The following is a 21,223-nucleotide window of genomic DNA, read 5'->3' on the forward strand; positions in this document are numbered from 1 at the left end:
AATGAACCATGATTTTAAACGAAGGTCCGTGTATAGGTAAAAAAGCCCGCACAAAAAAGCAACGCGATTTCCTCCGCGTTGCTTCCTTGTCTTGCTTATTTGCTCGTATTGCCGCCGTTGGTGCCAGCGTCGTTGGTAGCGCCATTGCCGCTCGTTCCGGCGTTGCCGGAACCCTCGGTACCGGCATTTTTACCGGCGTCGGTCCCTGCATTCGTTCCATTGCCCGCATTGGTTCCTGCATTCGTGCCGTTTTCACCCGTGCTGGTTTCCACTTTAGGCAATTCGATCTTCTTGATGATCTTCTTCTCCAGATCGCCCGACATGAACTCGTCCAATTTATTCGAAGCGAGTGTCGTTTGGATCATGTCCTTCTGTTCTTGGGTCAAATCCTCGTATTTCTTCTCGGTCCGAGCTTCCACGCGAATAATGTGGTAACCGTATTCGGTCTCCACCGGTTCGCCGATTTGGTTAAGTGGTTGAGTCAAGGCCGCTTGCTTAAAGGCTTCAACCCAATTGCTGACCTCCACATTTTCGTACAAACCGCCGTTGTCCTTGGAGCCTGGGTCTTCGGAATACTGTTTGGCCAAGGCCGCGAAGTCCTCACCCTTGTCCAGTTTCGCTTTGACTTCCTTCGCCAGCTTCAGCGTATCCTCGGAAGTGCGCTCTTTGCCGTCTGGATCGGTGAAATTGATCAAGATATGACGAACCGATGCCGTCGTATAATCCTGTTTCGTCGCTTCAAACTCCTTCTTCACGTCGTCTTCGGTGATCTTCTGCCGTTCGCCTTCCATCACGGTATAGATCCGTACCATGTAGTTCTTGAAATCGGCTTCGGTAATCTTCTGAGCGTCCAGCATTTGTTTGAAGCTGTCTTCGCCGTTCGATTTCTTCATCTGATCGAACTGCTCTTCAGCCTTTTTCTTGCCGGCTTCCTTGGTCTTGTCGTCGGCTTTGGTTTCGAGGTATTCATAGGCGATTTCCTGCTTGATCAAATACTGACGGAAATCCTCCATTTGCATGAATTGTTCCATTTGTGGCTGGAGCGCTAACACGATCCGCTGCTCGCGGTCAAATTCGTTCTCCGTGATTTCGCCGCCTTCGTACGTAGCGATAACCTTACTCGTATCTTTCCCTCCCGAGCTTGCTTCTTTCTTACCGCATCCTGCCATGACGGAGAGAGCCAATACCGCTACGAGAGCAATCAGCAGCATTCTCCATGAGCGCCTTTTACTTTGAAACATCCTGTAGTTCCCCTTTCGCTTTGAACGCATCCTTCAGGGCTCCGAGAAACTGCTCCAGCAAGCCCATCAACTCTTTGTCGTCCATTCCCTTGGTTTTTATCCGGATAAGCATCACGGATCCTTGACTAAATTGTACACGTCTTCCGAATAGATTGCCAACTTCCGCGAGCTTGTTCGGAACAACGACCTTTTCCCGTCCTTCGTAGAACTTGATCGTCACTTCTTCCCCCCGCAGCGTCATCGATTCGATGCCATATTGCTTACCATACAGTTTGACACGGGCGACGGCTAGGAGATTTTGCACGGCCTCCGGCAGTTCGCCGAAGCGGTCCAGCAGCTCGTCCTCCAGCTCGGACACGTCCTCAAATGAGGAAGCGGAAGCGGTTTTCTTGTAAATTTCGATCTTCTGAATACTGTCGTAAATGTAATCCGACGGCAAATACGCGTCGATACCCAGATCGATCGTCGTATTCCAGGTCGCTTCGGCTGGCACTGTCTCGCCAAGCATGGAGATTTTACGTTTCTGGATTTCCTCAGCCAACATCTGCGAATACAGATCGAAGCCGACGGAAGCAATGAAGCCGTGTTGCTCCGCGCCAAGCAAATTCCCCGCGCCGCGGATGGCCAAGTCACGCATGGCGATCTTAAAGCCGGAGCCCAGCTCGGTGAATTCCTTGATCGATTGCAGCCGCTTTTCGGCTACCTCGGTCAGGGACTTGTCGCGCTGATACGTGAAATACGCGTAGGCGATCCGGTTGGACCGACCAACACGGCCGCGCAGCTGATACAGCTGGGACAAGCCCATTTTATCGGCATCGTGAACGATTAGCGTGTTGACGTTTGGAATGTCCACGCCGGTCTCGATGATGCTGGTGCTAACCAAGACGTCGTATTCGCCGTCAAGGAAATCGAGAATGGTCTTCTCCAGCTCCTGCTCCGACATTTGGCCGTGCCCGATCCCAACCCTCGCATCAGGTACAAGCATGGAAATCTGCGAGGCCATTTCCTGAATGCCTTGAACGCGATTATACAGGTAATAGATCTGTCCTCCCCGCGCCATTTCCCGTTCGATCGCTTCACGCACCAGCGACTGGCTGTGTTCGACGACATACGTCTGCACCGGGAAGCGATTTTCCGGCGGCGTTTCAATGACCGACAGGTCCCGTACGCCCAGCATCGACATATGCAGGGTCCGCGGAATTGGCGTCGCTGTTAACGTCAACACGTCGACGTTCGTTTTCAGCTTCTTCAGCTTCTCTTTATGCGTCACGCCGAACCGCTGCTCTTCGTCGACGATCAACAGGCCCAAATCCTTAAAGACCAGATCCTGCGACAGAATCCGGTGGGTCCCGATGACGACGTCCACTGTCCCTTGGCGAACGCCTTTGATCGTTTCGTTCTGCTCTTTGCGGCTGCGGAAACGGCTTAACGTCTGAATGTTAATCGGGTATCCGGCAAAACGCTCCCGGAATGTCTCGTAATGCTGCTGCGCCAAAATCGTTGTCGGCACCAGCACCGCAACCTGCTTGCCCTCAATTGCCGACTTGAAGGCCGCACGGATCGCGACTTCCGTTTTGCCATAACCTACATCGCCGCAGAGCAGACGGTCCATCGGACGGCTCTGCTCCATATCCTTCTTGATCTCCTCGATCGCCCGCAGCTGATCCGGGGTTTCCTCGTACGGGAACATCCCCTCGAATTCCTGCTGCTCGGGAGTGTCCTTCTCGAAGGCATACCCCGGCGCGGCTTGCCGTTCGGCGTACAGCTTGATCAAATCGTCGGCAATGTCTTGTACCGAGGAACGGACCTTGTTTTTCACGCGGGTCCATTCGTTGCCGCCCAGCTTGTAAATCTTCGGCTCCTTATCCTCGGAACCGACGTATTTCTGAATCATGTCAATCTGTTCGATCGGTACCGACAGCTTATCCCCGCCGGCATATAGGATATGCATATAATCCTTGTGGATCCCGCCAACTTCCAGCGTTCCGATCCCCATGTATTTACCGATCCCGTGATTCTGGTGGACGACGTAATCGCCGACCTTCAGCTCGGTATAGCTCTTGATCCGTTCGGCATTGTCCATACTCTTGCCGACACGGCGCGCTTTACGTTGTTTCTGGGAGAACATCTCGCCTTCCGTAATGACGACAAGATGTGCGGACGGCAGTTCAAAACCGGACTGCAGGTTGCCCTGCAACAACGATGGCTCATCAATCCCGTAATCCTGCAGCACCCGCCGCATGCGATCCATGCGTTCCTCCGTGCTGGCCAGCATGATGACGTGGGCGCCGCTTTTTTTCCAACGCTCCATCTCCGCCTTCAGGACGTTCATTTGCCCATGAAAATCCTGCATCGCCCGCGTTACGAAGTTCACGATGTTCTGCGGTTGAGAATGCGGCACTTGGCGCAAGAACAACGACATAAACAACGTCTGGAACGGACGGTGGTAGATCAGATGATCCACGTCCACCGCCAGCGGCAGATCGGGGAGACTCTTCCCGTTCTGGAACAGGTGCAAATTCCACTCCGCTTCATCGCGTTCGAGTTGCTTGGCTGTCTCCAAGAGCCTCGCCGGTTCGTCGAGCAGAAGCAACGTATCCTTCGGCATGTAGTCGTATAGCGTTTTTCTCTCCGGATAAATCAAGGAAATATATTTATAGATTTCTGAAAAATAAACATGCTCGCGCAGCATTTCCATTTCTTTGAACAGCTCTTCGCGCAGCCGGTTTTTGGCCTGACGATCGGTCATCTTGTCCAGCTGAATCTCCAGCTTCTCGGACACGGCCTGCGCTGCCTGCTCCAGCCGTTCCTTGGAAGCGATCAGCTCCTTGCAAGGCGGGATGAACACTTCTTTGATCTGGTCCACGGACCGCTGATCGGCTGGATCAAAGGTCCGAATCGAATCGACTTCGTCGTCAAACAACTCCACCCGGTAAGCCGTGGAAGCGGTCAGCGGATAAAAGTCGATGATTCCTCCGCGCAGGCTCATCTCGCCGCGGGATTCCACCCGCTCGACCCGCTCGTAACCCAGCTCGACCATTTGGGTGAGGAAATGCTCCAGCTCTAGCGTGCCCCCAAGTTTCACCGTCAGTCCCGCTCCGGCCATAGCCTCCGGCGTTGGGATAAAGCGGCGAATGCCGGAATAAGGCACCACCACGACGCCCCGGAATCCCCGAGAACATTGCAGCAGCACCTCGATCCGTTGTGCCAGCGTTTCCGGACTGGATACGGCCGATTCGGCGGCAACCAATTCATTCGCCGGATACAACAGCACTTGATCCGGTGATAGCGCTTCCTGTAAATCTTCATATATTTTCTGTGCGGCAAACATATTGTGGGTCACGACGAGCAGCGGCCGGTCCGTATCTTGATGCAACGCGGCCAACATCACTTGTCTGGACGAACCCGACAAGCCGGAGATGAGCTGCTCCTTCATGCCCGAGTTCACGCCCGCTACCGTCGATGCAAAATCGGTATCGCGTGAAAAAGCTTGAATAAGTGCTTGTAGCAAATGAGGCACCTCTCTTACTGCTGATGGATAGAAGATGGATGTCTAGACGAAAAGGGTAAGTCCTCCTTACCCGAACCAAAAAGGAGCCTCAGCAAACGTGCCAAGGCTCTATAACCGTGCATTCCGGTGAATTTGTCCATTGTTGCTGGAGGCTTGCGGGCTATTGCAAAGGATTCGCAAGCAACATCAGCTCTGGGTTATGGTCGAGCGCTTCCCTGCAATAATCGCAGGTCACCCGGACCGTCATTTCGCCGTTTGAATCATACGCTATTATATCTCTCCGCTCATCGGGGGTCAAGGAATGAAAGCCTAACTGGGCTTCCGTCACTTGAGGCGATTCAATTCTACCAATCACCGTTCGGCAGTGCTTGCAAACGTAGTTTATAGCCATCTTTATGCCTCCTGAAGATTCTTTATGTCTCCAGTATGCCCCGGGCGTTTGGCTTTTAGCCTATCGGCCTTGCTATAAACCTTAACCGTTAAACTTAGCCATCGTTTGTTCAAACGTATGATCCATGCTGTATTCCAATGCATCGCATGCCGCTTGAATGGACTGATCGAGCAGCGGCTTATCTTTCTTGGCGAAACCCGACAGTACATAATCAACCACCGCAAAACCTGGCTCCGGCCGGGAAATCCCCATCCGAATTCGGTTAAACGTCTGCGTCCCGGTATGTTGAATGATCGACTTGATGCCGTTATGTCCGCCGGCGCTACCTTGATATCTCAACCGGTTTCGCCCCAGATCGGTATCCAAGTCGTCGTACACCACGATCATGTCATCAATCGACGCCTTATAGTAATCCATATAAGCGCGCACCGCTTCGCCGGATAGATTCATGTAGGTCATCGGCTTGATCAGCACAACTTTGCCGCCCGGCAGCATCCCCTCCCCGATCAAAGCCTTGCATTTGCTCTGCTTGATCTCGATGCCATGCCGACGCGCCAATTCATCCACGGCCATAAAGCCGATATTATGCCGGGTTTTCTCATATTGGGCTCCCGGATTGCCGAGCCCTACGATCCACTTCATGGGACATGTACCTCCAAGTTATGTTTGTTACTGTGGCGTTCCTCCGCTCTGGTGTAGCTCAAAACCGCCGCTGGTGCTTGATTCTTCGTTAAACTAACTAACCTCTCAATCGGATAAACTGGAAAATGTACCGTTAATTTCGACGTGGATCCGCTGTTCGAGCACGGTAAAACCTACCGTTAAATCGCCCAACACTCCCGATTCCGCCTAAATTAACAGTAGAATTTCCATTTAATTTGTATTCCCCGACGGGGAGTGTCATCGATCCCGTCGTCCCCTACCGCCTTACCCCACTGCCATGGCAGGTATTTGCGGAAAGCATCCAGAAAGGGGCAGCCGCCGCTCAGGTGTTGGTTATACGGTGAAAATTTGCGGAGCGGGCCGTTTGAATCCGAAGAAGCGGAGCGTTCGCCTTTGTGAGCGGATTTCTACAACTTCTGAATTTAGTCCAATTCAAGAAATCCGCGAACAACAGCGATCGTAGGATCAAACGAGCACGCGCAGCACCTTTTTCACCAATTTACAACGCCAATACACCGATAGGGGTTACGTTCCCCGTTTGGGAGGACGCAACCCCTGCTGTGGCAGTGACCTTATTATTCGATTTCGAACAGCTTGCTGATCGACAGCTCCTCGTGCACGCGGATGATCGCTTCGCCCATCAGCGGAGCGACAGACAACACCTTAAGCTTGCTCGTCGGATTTGGATGCGTGATCGGAATCGTATCCGTAACGATAACTTCCTTCAGCGGAGAGTTTTCCAGCCGTTCCATCGCCGGTCCGGACAACACGGGGTGCGTACAGCAGGCATACACCTCTTGAACCCCGCCTTCCTTCAGCGCGTTAGCGCCAAGAACGATCGTGCCAGCGGTATCGATGATGTCATCCACGAGGATCGCGGTTTTTCCTTCGATATTCCCGATGATATTCATGACCTCACTGACGTTTGGCTCTGGACGGCGCTTGTCGATGATCGCCAGCGGCGCATTCAGGAAATCGGCCAGTTTACGGGCACGAACCACCCCGCCATGGTCAGGCGAGACGACAACCGGATTCGGAATATGCTTGGAACGGAAATACTGGGCCAAAATCGGCACGCCCAGCATGTGATCGACAGGAATATCGAAGAAGCCCTGGATCTGCATGGCGTGAAGGTCCATCGTAATGACCCGGTGCGCGCCGGCTTTCTCGATCAGATTGGCAACCAACTTCGCCGTGATCGGATCGCGCGAACGGGCCTTCCGGTCCTGACGGGCGTAACCGTAATACGGGATAACCACATTGATGCTCTTGGCCGAAGCTCTTTTCAAAGCATCCACCATCACGAGGAGTTCCATCAAGTTATCGTTGACGGGCGCGCAGGTCGATTGCACCACATAGACGTGGCAGCCCCGAACGCTTTCGGACAGCTTGACCTGTATTTCGCCGTCGCTAAAGCTCGTCGTCTCCGAATCCCCCATCGGGATGCCGATGTAGTCGGCGATCTGATGAGCCAATTTAGGGTTGGAGTTACAGGTGAATATCTTTAATTTAGAATCACAATAAGTCATAAAATGTAAACCCTCCGTGCTGTGTAGATAGCGTTTGGGCGTAATGTGAATAACCCGCCTTCCCAGCTACCCCGTCTATTCAAATGGTCACTACATCCTTGATTAAGATTCCTGTTGTCTTTGCTTCTTGGCTTTGGCCCGAGCACGAATCTTCTCGGCATAACCGGTTTTGTTCTCCTGCCGGGGTCTAGCAATGGCCAGGTCGTTCTCCGGAACGGAATGCGTAATCGTAGATCCGGCAACGACATAAGCGCCTTTACCCACCTTGACCGGCGCGATCAAGTTCACGTTGCTGCCAACGAAGGCATCGTCCTCGATCTCCGTAATGGACTTATTATAACCATCATAGTTCACCGTAATCGCGCCGCAGCCGATATTCACGTTCTTACCGACTTTCGCATCACCGATGTAGCTGAGGTGCGACACTTTGGAGCCATCATCGAGCGTCGCATTTTTGATTTCCACGAAATCGCCGACTTTTACGTGCGCTCCGAGTTTCGCCCCCGGACGCAAATAAGCGAAAGGCCCTACCGTCGTTTCCCGACCGACCTCTGCCCGGCTGAGCACCGACTGTTTCACCTTCGCGCCGTCTTGTATCACACTATCTTCAATTTCTGCCGCCGGCCCAATCACACAATCTTCGCCAATCACGGTCTTCCCGGACAGAACCGTTCCCGGATAAACCACGGTGTCCGCACCGATCGTTACGTCGGCTCCAATATAGGTGGACGCCGGATCGATCACCGTTACGCCATTCAACATATGGCCTCGCACGATGCGCTCACGCATAACCGCTTCTGCCTCCGCTAACGCCACCCGGTCATTGACGCCGATCGATTCCCGAACGTCCGTTACCGCGTATCCTTCCACCACTTCGTTCGCCTGTACCAAAATGCCGATGACATCGGTAAGATAGTACTCCTGCTGAGCGTTGTTGTTTGTGACTTTCTCCAGCGCGGCAAATAATTTTGCATTATCAAAACAATAAGTGCCTGTATTAATTTCCTGCACGGCGGCTTCTTCCGGCGAGCAATCCTTCTGCTCGACAATCCGTTCCACCGTTCCGTTCGCACCGCGGATCACCCGACCATATCCGTACGGCTGCTCCATCTTCGCCGTGAGCACGGTCGCCGCCGCTCCCTTACGATGATGAAGGTCGAATAGCGCTTCTAGCGTCTCTGCCGTAACCAATGGGGTATCGCCACAGATAACCAGCGTGACTCCTTCTTCTCCCGCCAATAATGACCCGGCTTGCTTGACGGCATGTCCGGTTCCCAGCTGCTGTTCCTGCAACACGTATTCCGCCGATGAACCTAAGTAGGATTTCACGGCTTCGGCTCCGTGGCCAACAACCACGATGCTGCGTTCACAACCTACCTCTTGAACCGCGTTCAACACATGCCCGACCATCGGTTTGCCGCAAACGGGGTGAAGCACTTTATAAAGCTTGGACTTCATCCGTTTCCCTTGACCCGCGGCAAGAACGATCGCTAATCTTTTCAAGTCCCCGGCCTCCTTCTCTTTTTTTAAAGAAGTAGTTCTCTCTCATTAAAACTCATTACTGAATATATCTCATTTAAGGCAAAAAGAAAAGGGAGCCATGTACGCATGGCTCCCTTTTCCTCGAACCCCAATTGGTCAAGAATTCAAATAAATGCGACTTACGCCCCTTCTTCGATCGCTTCCTCTTGGTCGGCGGCACGCTCGTATTCAGCTAGGACTGCAGCTTGAATCTTCTCGCGGGTGCCAGAGGAAATCGGATGCGCGATATCCCGGAACTCCCCGTCCGGCGTGCGCTTGCTAGGCATAGCTACAAACATCCCATTGTTCCCGTCGATGACGCGAATGTCATGAACAACAAATTCGTTATCGATGGTAATGGATGCGATTGCCTTCATTCTGCCTTCAGAGCTGACTCGGCGGAGTCTTACATCCGTAATTTGCATATGTGTTCACCACCTTTTTCCATCAGAGACTTGGTGTAATATTCCACATAGCAAACGGAAATCCTTTTTTTTTGATCAACAAAATGGCCGAAAATCACGATTTTTTTTGATAAAACGGGCTTTTCGACACGTTTCGTCGAGAATTCTTACAATTTGAGAAGATCTCGACATCGTTCTTATTGTCCAAATTTCGAAAAATAATTCCCTGGTTCTACCGAGATCTCCTTCTCCTTGGCATCGACCGCTCGAAGCGTCGCCAAGGAAACGTAATCATGCAATAGACGCTGCTCGCTGGCGACCTCGCCCGATTCCACCAGGACACCAACGCCGGCAACCTCAGCATTAAATTCGGCCAGCAGGTCTACCATCCCCTGGATCGTTCCTCCTGCCTTCATGAAGTCATCGACGATCAATACGCGGGAACGTTCCTTAAGCGCCCGACGGGACAACGTCATGGTGTGCAGACTCTTATGGGAGCCCGACACGTAATTGATACTAACGGCCGATCCTTCGGTGACCTGATGGTCGCGGCGGACCAGGACTACCGGCAGATTCAACTCTGCCCCGGTCGCATACGCAAGGGGGATCCCCTTCGTTTCCACGGTCATGATGCAGTCGATCTCCAAATCGCCGAACGCCGTAGCAAACAGCTTGCCTGCCTCGTTCATCAGTGCCGGTTGCCCCAAGAGATCGGACATATACAAGTACCCGCCCGGCAAAATACGGTCTGACTGCGCCAGCTTCTCACAAAGCTGCCGGATAAAAACCTTGGCTTGCTCCCAGCCGACCCGGGGAATATACTTCACGCCACCGGCCGCTCCGGCAAGCGTCAGCAAATCCCCCATGCCTTCGCCTTCAAACACTTCTTTGATGATGCCCAGATCCTCGCTGATCGACGACTTGGCCGCTCCGTACCGCTGCGCAAAGGTGGTCAATGGGATCAAATGATGGGGTCTAGACAACAGATAGTGGGTCATCTCGACCAAACGAGCGCTTCTCTTTAATTTCTTCACGAAGTACCCCTCGCTAAATCCGAATATTTTAATGAAACTATAACATTTTTGTACGGATTTGTCCAAGCCTTGGAAATCAGCGAATGAGTACAGCAAATCAAGGTCACTTAGCCGACCTCAAGTCAACAGCCTCACGGCATAGACTTCTTTGCAGAATCCCCGCAATCCGTTGTAAATGCGCGACACTTTCGATTCCTTTGAGACGAGGCCGAAAACCGTCGGTCCGCTGCCAGACATCAGTACCCCATCCGCGCCGAGACGTAACATCGCTTCTTTCAAGTGCGCGACTTCCGGGTGAAGCGTAAGCGTCACCTGCTCCAGCACGTTCCCCAGCTGCTGGCATACCTCGTTGAACGAGCGTTTCTCCAGCGCCTCCTGCATCCGGGAAGCCGACGGATGATTCGCAATCTGCTCCGCATGAAGGCGCCCGTATACCTCCGCCGTTGAGACGTTAATGGGGGGCTTCGCCAGCACCACCCAGCATTGCGGTGGATTCGGAAGCGGCGACAATACTTCACCCCGCCCTGTCGCCAACGCCGTGCCCCCTGTCACGCAAAACGGCACATCCGAGCCAAGTTCCGATCCCAGCTCCTTTAGCTCTTCTTCGGGAATGCCTAGCTCCCACAGCCGGTTTAATCCGCGCAACGTCGCTGCCGCATCGCTGCTGCCTCCGGCAAGGCCAGCGGCAACCGGAATCTTCTTGTCGAGGTGAATGTATACCCCGCTCCGTACGTTGTATCTTTCCTTAATCAGCTTCGCCGCCTGGAACGCTAAATTCTTCTCGTCCAGCGGAATATATCCAGCCTGGCTCGAAATAATAATCGTATCCCGCGGGAGGGCGCTCATTTCCAGACGGTCGGCTAGATCCACCATGGTCATGATCATCTCAACCTCGTGGTAACCGTCCGGACGTTTATGCAACACATCGAGCATTAAATTAATTTTGGCCGGTGCTTTTTCGTAAATTTTCATGGCGCTCCCCCACCTCAGCAATTCCGTGGAATCCTCATCCATCCGGTCATCTGGCACATTCCTATATTGTAAAAAATGATTGCCTCCACGTCTATGTACGAAAGACAAATTTTTCTCCCTCTATCTTACTTCATCCGGCGAAAAAAACGAAGCTCCCCGGACGGGAAGCTTCGCTGCGGCAGAGGTTATTGCTGTTTCGCTGCGGCCTTCTCGGCGAGCTCAATCGCCCGCTTCACCATATTGCCCGCATCTTTGGCTTTGATGCCGCCCCAGCCTTCCTGCTGGACGGTATCATAAAATCCCAAATCCTTCGCCAACTCGACCTTCAAGTTCTCCGACATCACGCTGCGTCTTCTTCGCGACATGGTCAGTGCTCCTCCTTTGGGGTCATGGATATAGGAACGATGATTAGTATACGCAGGCTCTGGCTCAAGCATACGATGGAAAGTCTGTCCACGTAAGGCGAACAAATCACGAGGCAGCCAGTCCCCTCATGCAGGCAAGAAAAAAACGGCCTCACCCACAGGGCGATAACCGTTTGCTGCTTAATTCATTTGGTTCATGATGTTCACGGTTTAATATACGAAATCCTCATCTCATCGTTGTCGTCGCAAATCATAACTTCAACGGATTCGGTCAGTATATCGGCATAACTGTAAGACACACGCTTAAAGGTTTGCTGCTCTTGATCCAGCTTCACAATGAAGACCGAAGGATAAGTCTCCTCCAAAACTCCAGTGCGTTCGACGGTCTTCCGGCGACCTCCGTTTGCCCGGAGCATAATTTTCTGTCCTACGTGGGCGTCGAGACTATGCTTAATTTCCGACAGCGCATTTTTAGCCATTGCCTGTGACCACCTTCTTTCTTTGTCCATTATACAGGAAAGTCACAACCTTGTCAAATCAAAACAAATAATTATATCAGCAGTAAAAATGATGTGTCAACGATTATTTTTCGACATTTTTTCTCTTAACCCGATGGGAGTCCTAATAAAATAACCGGAAGGTCCTGGGGCGTTCGCCTCAGATCCTTCCGGCATGGACAAATAACAAGGATGCTCTTTATTTTTATTTTGGTCTTTCACATGGACGGCACAACTTTCAGCGTCGATAAATCCTTGAGTTTGGGCAGTCCGATACGGTAGCTGCCGCGGGTCTCAATCCCACCGACGCCTTGCGCTCCGCTGATCGTGTGATTCAGCACGTCGGTGATCTGGATGGTCTCGCGGATGGAGGTGAGCGACGCCTTGGCTGCGATGTAGACCGGATCCAGGGCATGGATCAGCACTCGACCGGGCGAGCTGGCAAAATTAGCCCCCGCCTGTAGCAGCGCCTCAAAATGCGACTGGCAAGCGCCGGCCACGATCGTTAACGTATCGAAATTCCGTTCATATTGCCGGGCCGTTTGAATGGCCTCCACAAAATGCTTAGAATTTTTATAGCTGGTTAAATTGTAAAGGTCGCCGTTGGGACGCGATTTTAAAACCCCGTCATGTCCGGTCAGCACAACGATATCCGGTTTGATGGCAGGAAGCAGTCGATACAGCGCATGGGACATTTGCGACTCCGTGACGTAATAGCCTTGAGCCGGCACGCGCAGCTTCTCATACAGGCTTAAGCTTTTTTGCAAATATCGTTCGTCGCCGTCCAAATGCAGCACCTTACCCGGCACCTCGAAATAGGCCGGTTCCCCTTGCGCATAAAACTCCCGTCCAATCGCCGTCCGGTTTCGTTCTACCAAGTCCTTGCGGTCCTGGGTCAACCACTTCAGCGACTCCGTGGCCTTGATTCGGGCTCGCTGCGTCGTTTCTCCTGGGGAAGCCGGGTCTACCCTGACCAGATCGGTCAAGGGCGCATCCGCCAGCAGCCGAAATTCCGTTCCTTTGATGATAGCTTCGCTCCGTACAATCCGTTCGATCCGGAACGTGACGTCTCCACCGTATGATTTGCGGACGACCAAGTCTCCCAAATTCGTCAAGTCAATCACCTCTATCCCCATCGTATGGGCGACAAGAGGGAATGGTTACACGCGGAGTTCCTTCAACCCGGCGTCCAGTAGCGTATCGCTCAGCTTCGCAAACTCATCCAGGCTTAACGTCTCGGCCCGCCGGGAAGACTGGATACCGGCTTCCTCCAGAAGGTTCTCCAGTCGCTCGCGCCCCTCTTTGGGGAAGAAGCGGCTCTTGAGATTGTTGGATATCGTCTTCCGTCTCTGGGCAAAAGAAGCCTGCACCACCTCGAAGAAAAACGCCTCGTCCTTAACGGCCACAGCCGGCGTCTTCCGTACGGTCAAGCGGATCACCGCGGACTCCACATTCGGCTGCGGAATAAATACGCTGTGCGGCACCGTGCAGATCAGCTCTGGTACGCTATAGTACTGAACGGCGATGCTAAGGCTTCCGTAATCCTTGCCGCCAGGAGCAGCAGCCATACGCTCAGCCACTTCCTTCTGGATCATCACGACAATATGCTCTAGAGGCAACTTCTCCTCAAGGAGCTTCATCAGAATCGGCGTCGTCACGTAATACGGCAGATTAGCCACTACACTGACGCCGTTCACCCCGCCGAATTCGGCAGCGAACAGCGCTTGAAGATCCAGCTTCAGCACGTCCCCATGGATCACGTTCACGTGCGAATAAGGCTCCAGCACCTCTTCCAGGATCGGAAGTAGACGTTGATCGATCTCCACCGCCGTTACCTTACCTGCTTCCTGAGCCAGTTTCTCCGTTAACGCGCCGATACCCGGTCCGATTTCCAGCGCGCCCTTGGTATCGTCCAGGCCGGCTGCCGCGACGATCTTCCCGAGAATGTTCTGGTCGATCAGAAAATTCTGTCCCAGGCTTTTTTTAAACGAAAAACCGTGCCGTTGAATGATCTCCTTCGTTCGGCGCGGCGTGGATACCTCTTCCCTTATGCTCATGCTCCTTAAACTCCTTTGCTCTCCAACTCGGCCAGCGCGGCCGCAAACTCCTCGCGGGTGATACGGAACACCGATAACCGCTTGTACAATTGCTTCCCGTTGCAATACCCGATGCCTAGCAGCTCACCTAGCGCTTTCCGTCGCGCAGCAGCCTGCGGGTGAACGATTAACCCCGCACTCATCAAGTCTTCCCAGTCGATCGCAGCCTCTACTCCCGGCGCTTCGCTGCGGACTCGGGACAGCGCCGTGCGGATCGCCTCCGGTGAGGCGTTCTCCACGCCGATGTCGCCCCGCTTCGTGGCCTCTGCCTCGGGAAGGAACGCATGCTTGCAGCCCGGAACCCGTGCCGCCACGATTTTGCGAATCCGCTCCCCGGCATGGTCCGGATCAGTAAAAATAATGACCCCTCGGCGCTCCTGAGCCAAAGCGATCTTCTTGAGCGTCACTTCCCCGATGGCCGAACCGCCGGTCTCAATCGTATCCGCCTCCACGGCTCGCTTGATGGCCACGGTGTCATCTCGGCCCTCCACCACGATGACCTCTTTGATCATGGTATCTATTCTTCCCTTCGTGCTCTAGCTTATCTTTTTTGTTATTAATGATGTTCAAAAAGTCGACTTTTTGAACTTCCTTGCAAGAATAACAAAAAGAAGAGGATAACATCCTCTTCTAATCCACTGTCTTATTCATCATCCTAATACTATCTCATTCCCTCTGCATTGTAAAACAAAGAGAGTCGAGAGTTAATTCAATTCCGGCTTCGTCGGGCCGATGACGTAAACGGTACGCCCCTTCTTCCGGCCGAAGTTCTTCGCATCCTTCAGGGTATCGTAATAAACATCCATCTTGTTCCCATCAATAGCCCCGCCGGTATCCTCCGCCTTACGGAAGCCGATCCCCTCGATGTATACCCACCAACCGAGTGGAACGACGTCCTTATCAACCGCGATTGTTCTGCCTTCGGTCACGCGGGTACCGGAGGCCGTGCGGGTGCCAATCCCGTCTTCTTCCGCCGAATAGGCGGTCAACGTGACGTTTTTAAGTATCTTTTTATATTCAAAAGAGACGCCGCCTTTGGTCGTCAACCCGCTAATGTTCACCGCATTTGCGGTACGGTTAATGCTGGCCGACAGAACGGCGGTTGGCTTCTTCGTGCCGACGGCAACAACCTTCGGCTGGGCCTTTTTAGTGACCTCTTTGCCGAGCCATCGCTTTGTCACGAACTTTCCGTCCTCGTAAGTTTTCTCAATGTTGTGAATGACCAATCCGGCATTGCCTTGCTGAACGACCTTCGTCGTGCCTTTCAGCAGATTGGCGTCCGACGTTTTGACCACGCTAAAAGGCACGGTCTCCTTCGTCTGCACCGTTTGCTTACTCACCCGAACAATCTTGACGTCCAGGTTCGCAGTAACTTTACTGTCCATTGTCGGTGAGACCTTGTCATCTTGGTCCAATGTGACGCCGATCTCGGACAATACGCCTTCTACTTTGCTTTGTGTTGTGAAGTGAACCTTTTTCATGCCGTCCACGCTCACGTTTACCGGCTTTGCGCGTACGATGACAATGCGGTCACCGTTCTTAAGCGAGCTGTCCAGCGGAAGTGATACGGAATCCTTCGCGCTGAGTTGAATCGATTGCTCCTCCAGCAGATGGGCTACGCTGGATTTATTCGTCTCCACCGATTGGACGCTGCCGTCCACAATCAGGGACACTTCTTTATGTGCCTGGCCAAACAGCCAGATTAGGATGATGATGAATACCGCGATGGTCAGAACGCCGACGAGCGCAATCTGACGTAAATTCTCATGCTTCCATCGCATTGCGTAAGACATGCTGGATGAGCGTGATTCATGGGTCTCCTCTTTGCGGAAAATGCCCATTTCTTCCGTCCTCCTTCATAGTCCCGCCGTCTAGGTCGATGCATGATAACGATTGACGTGACTACAGTTACTTTTGCATCCTGATCCAGTCTTCTTGCGTACGTCACCTCCTGTTTACCAACAGTATGATGACCCTATTACTTTTATTCAAAACAAAAGAAGCCCAAAGAAAGAGTTAGAGGAACTCCTTCGTGGCTTCCTGAATGTCTTGGTGTAATAGCTGCACGAGTGACCTCTCTTATACGCTTACGAGGTTAGCTGTCGGGTTCGGGCGAAAGAGAGCCGCCCTTTCTCAGTTCATTCGCTCATGGCGCAATGACCTCGAATTCACCCCATAGACCCTGGAAAGAAATCAAATACCGACGCGAGAGGCTTGCCGCCAACCGCTGCCTGTATCGGTTCCCCCGTTCTCCGTGAAGGAGATTCAGCGAGACTGGTTCATGGAACCAAGTATCGTTCAATTTGTCCATCCAGAACGCACTAAATCGATACTGAAAAAATTCTATCCTGTTTCGATGCATGTTGTAAAGGACGAATCAACCACGTTTTTTTAAAAAAATGGTTAAAAAAATGTAATGATCTCGGTTTTAACGGTTAAAAAGCATTAATCTTTCCGAAATCCTCTTTTTTTCATCCGATTTACTCTTAAATCCTCGAGATTCCAAATCGTTCCATTGCATTTCGGGTCGTAATTTCGGCGATTTCCTCAAAAGTAACCCCTTTGAGCTCGGCAGCCATTTCCGCAACCAGGCGGACATGCGCAGACTCATTTCTCTTTCCACGATATGGGTGTGGTGTTAAATAAGGGGAATCCGTTTCGATTAATAAACGATCCATTGGCGTCTTGGTCAGCACTTCTTTGGGCTGTTTTGCATTTTTAAACGTAATCGGTCCGCCAAACGACAAATGAAATCCCAAATCCAGACACATTTTGGCAATTTCCCAACTACCAGAGAACGAGTGCATGACACCCCCAACCTCGTTTGCTTTCTCCTCGCGGAGAATGCGGACCACATCCTCATGGGCATCGCGATTATGGATGGAAATCGGCATCCCCAGACTGCGAGCTAGTCCAATTTGTTTGCGGAATACGTCATGCTGCACTTCTTTTGGGGACGTGTCCCAGTAATAGTCCAGCCCGATTTCACCGATCGCTACGACTTTGTCATGTTTACATAATTCAGCGATCCAGTCCAAATCCCCTTCTTGCATCGTAATGGCATCCTGCGGATGCCAGCCAACAGCCGCATAAATGAAGTCATACGACTCCGCCAATTTCATGGTCGACGGGATGGTTTCCCGGTTAAATCCGATGTTGATCATCCTTGTGACCCCTTGCTCCACGGCGCGTGCAATCACTTCCTCGCGATCCTCGTCAAATTGGGGAGCATCCAAATGCGTATGCGTATCAAATAACATCTCGAATCGTCATCCTCCTAATTCCGTTGCTCGAATATGCGGGCTACCTTCTGGGGCAACCGATCCATTACAGCACACAATTTATTATCCGGATAGTACAAATGCGTTTTGCCTCGATGTAATCCGCTAATCGACCGAACGATATCCGACACTTCAGAAATTTCCCGTACCCGTTCCTGACGGTCCAAGAGCAAGATTTGCTTCTGACGGAACCCCTCATCCGGACGGAACACATCATACGGCAGATCGGTCGGAAAATCAATTTCCATGTCATATTCGGGATGCAGTCCGACGCGCGTAAAGGACTCCCGAATCTCCTCCAGCATTTCCAGCTCTGGTGTGTCCAATTCTACATATTTATACAATTTGCGATTCAAAAACCGGGAGCACAAATCGCGTAATAACTCATCTGACTCCCTCGTCCACTGCATGAACGCCGTTTGCATCAAAGCTTCGTCCAACTGCAAATAGTCAGCGACCCCGATGTTACCTTCAAATAGATCCGGAAGCGGATGCGGCAGGAAACCAAAGGAATACCCGTTCTGGTACAATTCCTTAGCTCGGCGCAAAATTTGCCGGAGAATAATCTCCGAGCTCCGCGTTACCGGGTGAAAATAAATCTGCCAATACATCTGATACCTGGACATCAAATAGTCTTCCACCGCGTGCATGCCTGATTCCTTTACGACCACCCGCCCCTGAAAAGGTCGAAGCATCCGCAGAATCCGGTCCATATCAATCGTACCGTAGTTCACACCGGTAAAATACGCATCCCTCAGCAAATAATCCATTCGATCCGCATCGAGGGGGCTCGAGACTAAATTGACCACAATCGGATTCTCGTAATCCTTGCGGATCACGGCAGCCACTTTCTCCGGAAAATCCGGGGCAACCTCGCGCAAAATGGCACTAACTTCCGTATCGCCCAGCAAAATTTTACATGTCCAATCTTCGTGATGCATCTGGAATGCTTCTTCTATAGAATGGGAGAACGGCCCGTGTCCCAAATCGTGAAGCAACGCCGCGCACAATGCCACCAATTTATCTCCTTGAGGCCAATCGGCGTACCCGCTCCGTTCAAACTGCGAAATGATTCGGCGGGTAATCTCATAAACGCCAAGCGAATGCGAGAATCGGCTGTGCTCGGCGCCATGAAACGTCAAATAAGACGTGCCTAGCTGACGGATCCGACGAAGGCGTTGAAACTCCGGCGTATTTATGAGCGACCAGATCACTTCGTCCTGTACATGAATATAATTATGTACGGGATCTTTGAACACTTTCTCTTCGCTAAGCCGACGATGCATGGGTCAACACTCCTTTTTTTTCATAAATGCGAGACCAAAAGCGGAATTCTGACTGATGACGACGGGTTATGTCGAATGATGTCGATGTTTGTCAAATTAACGATTTCCAAAATGTCGAATTATAAAGTATTAGTAACTTGCTAGACTTCATAACGGTTCTCGGAGTTATGTATCCCTGTAATTTAGAAATAATATTGAACTATACCATAAATAGGTTGACTAATCTGGCAATGGTTGGTATTATAAAAATCATAAAAGATAGAATCATGTCGAATAATGACAATTCCAATTTATAGTGAGAGGGGCAATCATCAATATGATGAAATCCACAGGTATCGTAAGAAAAGTAGACGAATTGGGTCGTGTCGTAATCCCGATCGAATTGCGCCGCACTCTGGGGATCGGTGAAAAAGACGCGCTCGAAATTTATGTAGACGGTGAACGGATCATGCTCAAGAAATATGAGCCAGCTTGCATCTTCTGCGGTAATGCTGAGAACGTGACCTACTTCAAAGGCAAAATTGTTTGTCACGAATGCATTACTGAGCTTCCTACCCCTGTGACAAATTAAGAATTATAGTATATAATAGATTTACTGAAACTGTTAATTCTAACCTTTTTCATATCTCCTTGGCGCCTTCCTAGGCTTGAACCCAGCCTAGCGAAGGCCCCTTTTTTTCGGCATTTTGGTTAATAATGTCTATTTTCGGAGAGATATGGAGATCTAGATCAGTTGATTATAAATATCTCGCTTCGCCACGCCCCGATCTGCGGCCGTTTTCTTCATCGCATCCTTTCGCGTCATCCCTCCTTCCGTTTCGTAATGCCGGACATGCTCCTCCACCGTAAGCGGTTGCCACCAGGCGTCACGTTTCTCCTTCACCTGGTCGGGATGTGCCCCCTCGACGACAAGGCAATATTCGCCTAGCGGCGGATATTCCTGCAGCCAAACCAGGCAATCCTGAATCGTCCCCCGTGCCATTTCCTCATAACGCTTGGTTAGTTCTCTCGCTAAGACGATTCGACGATTCCCCCAAACCTCGAGCAGGGACTCCATTGTTTTGATCAGCCGATGCGGCGACTCGTACATCAGCATCGTCCCTTCCTGATCTTCCAACGACTTCAGTAACAGATCTCGCTCCTTGTGGTCTCTAGGCAAAAAGCCGAGAAACGTAAATCGTTCGGTCGGCAGACCGGAAACGATGAGTGCCGATAAAGCCGCATTGGCTCCCGGCACCGGTACGACGGAAATTCCCGCCGCCAACGCAAGCTTCACCAGATCGCTCCCGGGATCGGAAATGGCCGGCAAACCGGCGTCGCTCACAAGCGCCAAATTTTTTCCTTCTATTATAAAGCGTATCAGTTCTGGGCCACTAGCAACCTTATTATGCTCATGATAGCTTAGCAATTTTCCCGGGGAGATTTCGAAATGAGTTAACAGCTTTCGCGTCTGCCTTGTATCCTCCGCTGCGATGATGTCCGCCTCTTGCAGGGTACGGACAGCTCGGTAGGTCATATCCTCTAAATTCCCGATCGGGGTGCCTACAAGGAACAACTTGCCGCTGCCCGCTTCGCCCCTTCCGCCCGGTGATGTTTCAAAGCTCTTCTGTACTTGAACGTTCATACTCTACCCTCTTTTGGCCCGTAATAGATATTCATGATTTCTTCGCAGTATGCCCCATTTTCATTATAAACGATCAACGGCGGCAGCACCCGCAGGTCCGGTTTCCCGTCCCGCAGTGCTTCAATCAGTACCATATTCGCTTCCGCTCCGGCCCTTGGATGTACGAAACGGATCACCTTCGGTTCTAGTCGGTACTGGCGCAACACCGTGACAATTTCGCCCAAGCGCTGGGGTTTGTGCACCATCGACACCTTGCCGCCGGGCCGTACCAAGCGCATCGCAGCCGCAGCCACTTCTTCCAGACTGCAGTGAATCTCATGCCGGGCGATTGCTTGATGAGCATTGAGCTTTACCTCGCCCGTCGTCACTGGCATATACGGCGGGTTCACGGTAATAGCATCGTAAACTCCATGACCCGTCACCTTTACCAGCTCGCGCAAATCTCCTTCACGAATGAGGATCCGTTGCGAGAGCCCGTTCATTTCCACGCTGCGACGAGCCATATCTGCAAGCCGCGGCTGAATCTCAATCCCTTCGATCTCCGCTTCTGTCCGGGTGGAGAGCAGCAGCGGGATGACCCCGTTGCCGGTACACAGATCGAGAATTTTGCCAACCTTCGGCACCGGGGCAAACCGGGCTAACAATACGGCATCCATGGAGAAGCTAAACACTTCATCGCTTTGAATGATATGTAGCTCATGCGTCAGCAAGTCGTCTACACGTTCCTGCTCATAAATCGGTACTTGGTTCATGGACTTCGATACCCATCCTTTTTCAACACAAATTTAAAAAAACCGTAGGGACACCC

Annotated in this window: 20 protein-coding genes and 1 riboswitch; of the genes, 1 reads left to right on the forward strand and 19 read right to left on the reverse strand. The window is 51.8% G+C overall.

The features are described from left to right. Positions 1 to 95: 95 nt before the first annotated feature. From IM700_RS20935 to IM700_RS21015, 17 genes are all read right to left on the reverse strand, one after another. On the reverse strand, positions 96 to 1,241 hold the full coding sequence (locus IM700_RS20935; protein WP_155608072.1) for a peptidylprolyl isomerase: 1,146 nt from the start codon (positions 1,239 to 1,241) through the stop codon (positions 96 to 98). Further along, positions 1,228 to 4,752, reverse strand: coding sequence for a transcription-repair coupling factor (gene mfd, locus IM700_RS20940; RefSeq protein ID WP_193418848.1), 3,525 nt, complete (start codon positions 4,750 to 4,752; stop codon positions 1,228 to 1,230). Before mfd ends, IM700_RS20935 begins: the two co-directional genes overlap by 14 nt. A 160-nt stretch (positions 4,753 to 4,912) precedes the next feature. Beyond that, positions 4,913 to 5,143, reverse strand: a complete 231-nt coding sequence (locus tag IM700_RS20945) for an anti-sigma-F factor Fin family protein (protein WP_155608070.1) — start codon at positions 5,141 to 5,143, stop codon at positions 4,913 to 4,915. A gap of 81 nt (positions 5,144 to 5,224) precedes the next feature. Next, positions 5,225 to 5,785 (reverse strand): aminoacyl-tRNA hydrolase, encoded by a 561-nt coding sequence (gene pth, locus IM700_RS20950; RefSeq protein WP_155608069.1) that lies wholly within the window; start codon positions 5,783 to 5,785, stop codon positions 5,225 to 5,227. A gap of 596 nt (positions 5,786 to 6,381) precedes the next feature. Continuing rightward, positions 6,382 to 7,335, reverse strand: coding sequence for a ribose-phosphate diphosphokinase (locus IM700_RS20955; RefSeq protein WP_155608068.1), 954 nt, complete (start codon positions 7,333 to 7,335; stop codon positions 6,382 to 6,384). A gap of 102 nt (positions 7,336 to 7,437) precedes the next feature. Next, on the reverse strand, positions 7,438 to 8,838 hold the full coding sequence (glmU, locus tag IM700_RS20960; protein ID WP_155608067.1) for a bifunctional UDP-N-acetylglucosamine diphosphorylase/glucosamine-1-phosphate N-acetyltransferase GlmU: 1,401 nt from the start codon (positions 8,836 to 8,838) through the stop codon (positions 7,438 to 7,440). Between the two features lie 158 nt (positions 8,839 to 8,996). Next, on the reverse strand, positions 8,997 to 9,281 hold the full coding sequence (gene spoVG / locus IM700_RS20965) for a septation regulator SpoVG (RefSeq protein WP_036618134.1): 285 nt from the start codon (positions 9,279 to 9,281) through the stop codon (positions 8,997 to 8,999). A gap of 176 nt (positions 9,282 to 9,457) precedes the next feature. Further along, entirely contained in the window at positions 9,458 to 10,294 is an 837-nt protein-coding gene (gene purR / locus IM700_RS20970; protein ID WP_193418845.1) for a pur operon repressor, read from the reverse strand. Positions 10,295 to 10,411: 117 nt separating this feature from the next. After that, positions 10,412 to 11,266, reverse strand: coding sequence for a 4-(cytidine 5'-diphospho)-2-C-methyl-D-erythritol kinase (gene ispE / locus IM700_RS20975; protein ID WP_155608066.1), 855 nt, complete (start codon positions 11,264 to 11,266; stop codon positions 10,412 to 10,414). A gap of 185 nt (positions 11,267 to 11,451) precedes the next feature. Further along, entirely contained in the window at positions 11,452 to 11,631 is a 180-nt protein-coding gene (locus IM700_RS20980; RefSeq protein WP_016314706.1) for a small, acid-soluble spore protein, alpha/beta type, read from the reverse strand. 203 nt (positions 11,632 to 11,834) lie between these two features. After that, positions 11,835 to 12,110 carry a biofilm formation stimulator Veg gene (gene veg, locus IM700_RS20985; protein WP_155608065.1) on the reverse strand — a complete coding sequence of 92 codons (276 nt, stop codon included), beginning with the start codon at positions 12,108 to 12,110 and terminating at the stop codon, positions 11,835 to 11,837. A 236-nt stretch (positions 12,111 to 12,346) separates the two neighbouring features. Continuing rightward, positions 12,347 to 13,264 (reverse strand): sporulation peptidase YabG, encoded by a 918-nt coding sequence (gene yabG, locus IM700_RS20990; RefSeq protein ID WP_155608064.1) that lies wholly within the window; start codon positions 13,262 to 13,264, stop codon positions 12,347 to 12,349. 24 nt (positions 13,265 to 13,288) lie between these two features. Then, positions 13,289 to 14,185, reverse strand: coding sequence for a 16S rRNA (adenine(1518)-N(6)/adenine(1519)-N(6))-dimethyltransferase RsmA (rsmA, locus tag IM700_RS20995; protein ID WP_193418843.1), 897 nt, complete (start codon positions 14,183 to 14,185; stop codon positions 13,289 to 13,291). Positions 14,186 to 14,190: 5 nt separating this feature from the next. Continuing rightward, entirely contained in the window at positions 14,191 to 14,736 is a 546-nt protein-coding gene (gene rnmV, locus IM700_RS21000; protein WP_155608062.1) for a ribonuclease M5, read from the reverse strand. A 192-nt stretch (positions 14,737 to 14,928) separates the two neighbouring features. After that, on the reverse strand, positions 14,929 to 16,065 hold the full coding sequence (locus IM700_RS21005; RefSeq protein ID WP_193418841.1) for a 3D domain-containing protein: 1,137 nt from the start codon (positions 16,063 to 16,065) through the stop codon (positions 14,929 to 14,931). 228 nt (positions 16,066 to 16,293) lie between these two features. Continuing rightward, a riboswitch (cyclic di-AMP (ydaO/yuaA leader) is annotated at positions 16,294 to 16,505 on the reverse strand. A gap of 205 nt (positions 16,506 to 16,710) precedes the next feature. Continuing rightward, on the reverse strand, positions 16,711 to 17,484 hold the full coding sequence (locus IM700_RS21010) for a TatD family hydrolase (RefSeq protein ID WP_155608060.1): 774 nt from the start codon (positions 17,482 to 17,484) through the stop codon (positions 16,711 to 16,713). A 17-nt stretch (positions 17,485 to 17,501) separates the two neighbouring features. Continuing rightward, positions 17,502 to 18,791, reverse strand: coding sequence for an HD domain-containing protein (locus IM700_RS21015; protein WP_155608059.1), 1,290 nt, complete (start codon positions 18,789 to 18,791; stop codon positions 17,502 to 17,504). Between the two features lie 316 nt (positions 18,792 to 19,107). Here IM700_RS21015 and IM700_RS21020 point away from each other — a divergent pair, with 316 nt between their 5' ends. After that, entirely contained in the window at positions 19,108 to 19,362 is a 255-nt protein-coding gene (locus IM700_RS21020; RefSeq protein WP_009226360.1) for an AbrB/MazE/SpoVT family DNA-binding domain-containing protein, read from the forward strand. Positions 19,363 to 19,515: 153 nt separating this feature from the next. Here IM700_RS21020 and rsmI read toward each other — a convergent pair whose 3' ends face one another. Both rsmI and IM700_RS21030 read right to left on the reverse strand, forming a co-directional pair. Beyond that, complete coding sequence (gene rsmI / locus IM700_RS21025) at positions 19,516 to 20,415, reverse strand: 16S rRNA (cytidine(1402)-2'-O)-methyltransferase (RefSeq protein WP_155608058.1); 900 nt, start codon at positions 20,413 to 20,415, stop codon at positions 19,516 to 19,518. Beyond that, complete coding sequence (locus IM700_RS21030) at positions 20,412 to 21,167, reverse strand: tRNA1(Val) (adenine(37)-N6)-methyltransferase (protein ID WP_193418839.1); 756 nt, start codon at positions 21,165 to 21,167, stop codon at positions 20,412 to 20,414. The genes rsmI and IM700_RS21030 overlap by 4 nt, the downstream gene beginning before the upstream one ends. Positions 21,168 to 21,223 lie beyond the last annotated feature (56 nt).

The sequence above is a fragment of the Paenibacillus rhizolycopersici genome (assembly GCF_014947195.2).
Taxonomy (GTDB): domain Bacteria; phylum Bacillota; class Bacilli; order Paenibacillales; family Paenibacillaceae; genus Fontibacillus; species Fontibacillus rhizolycopersici.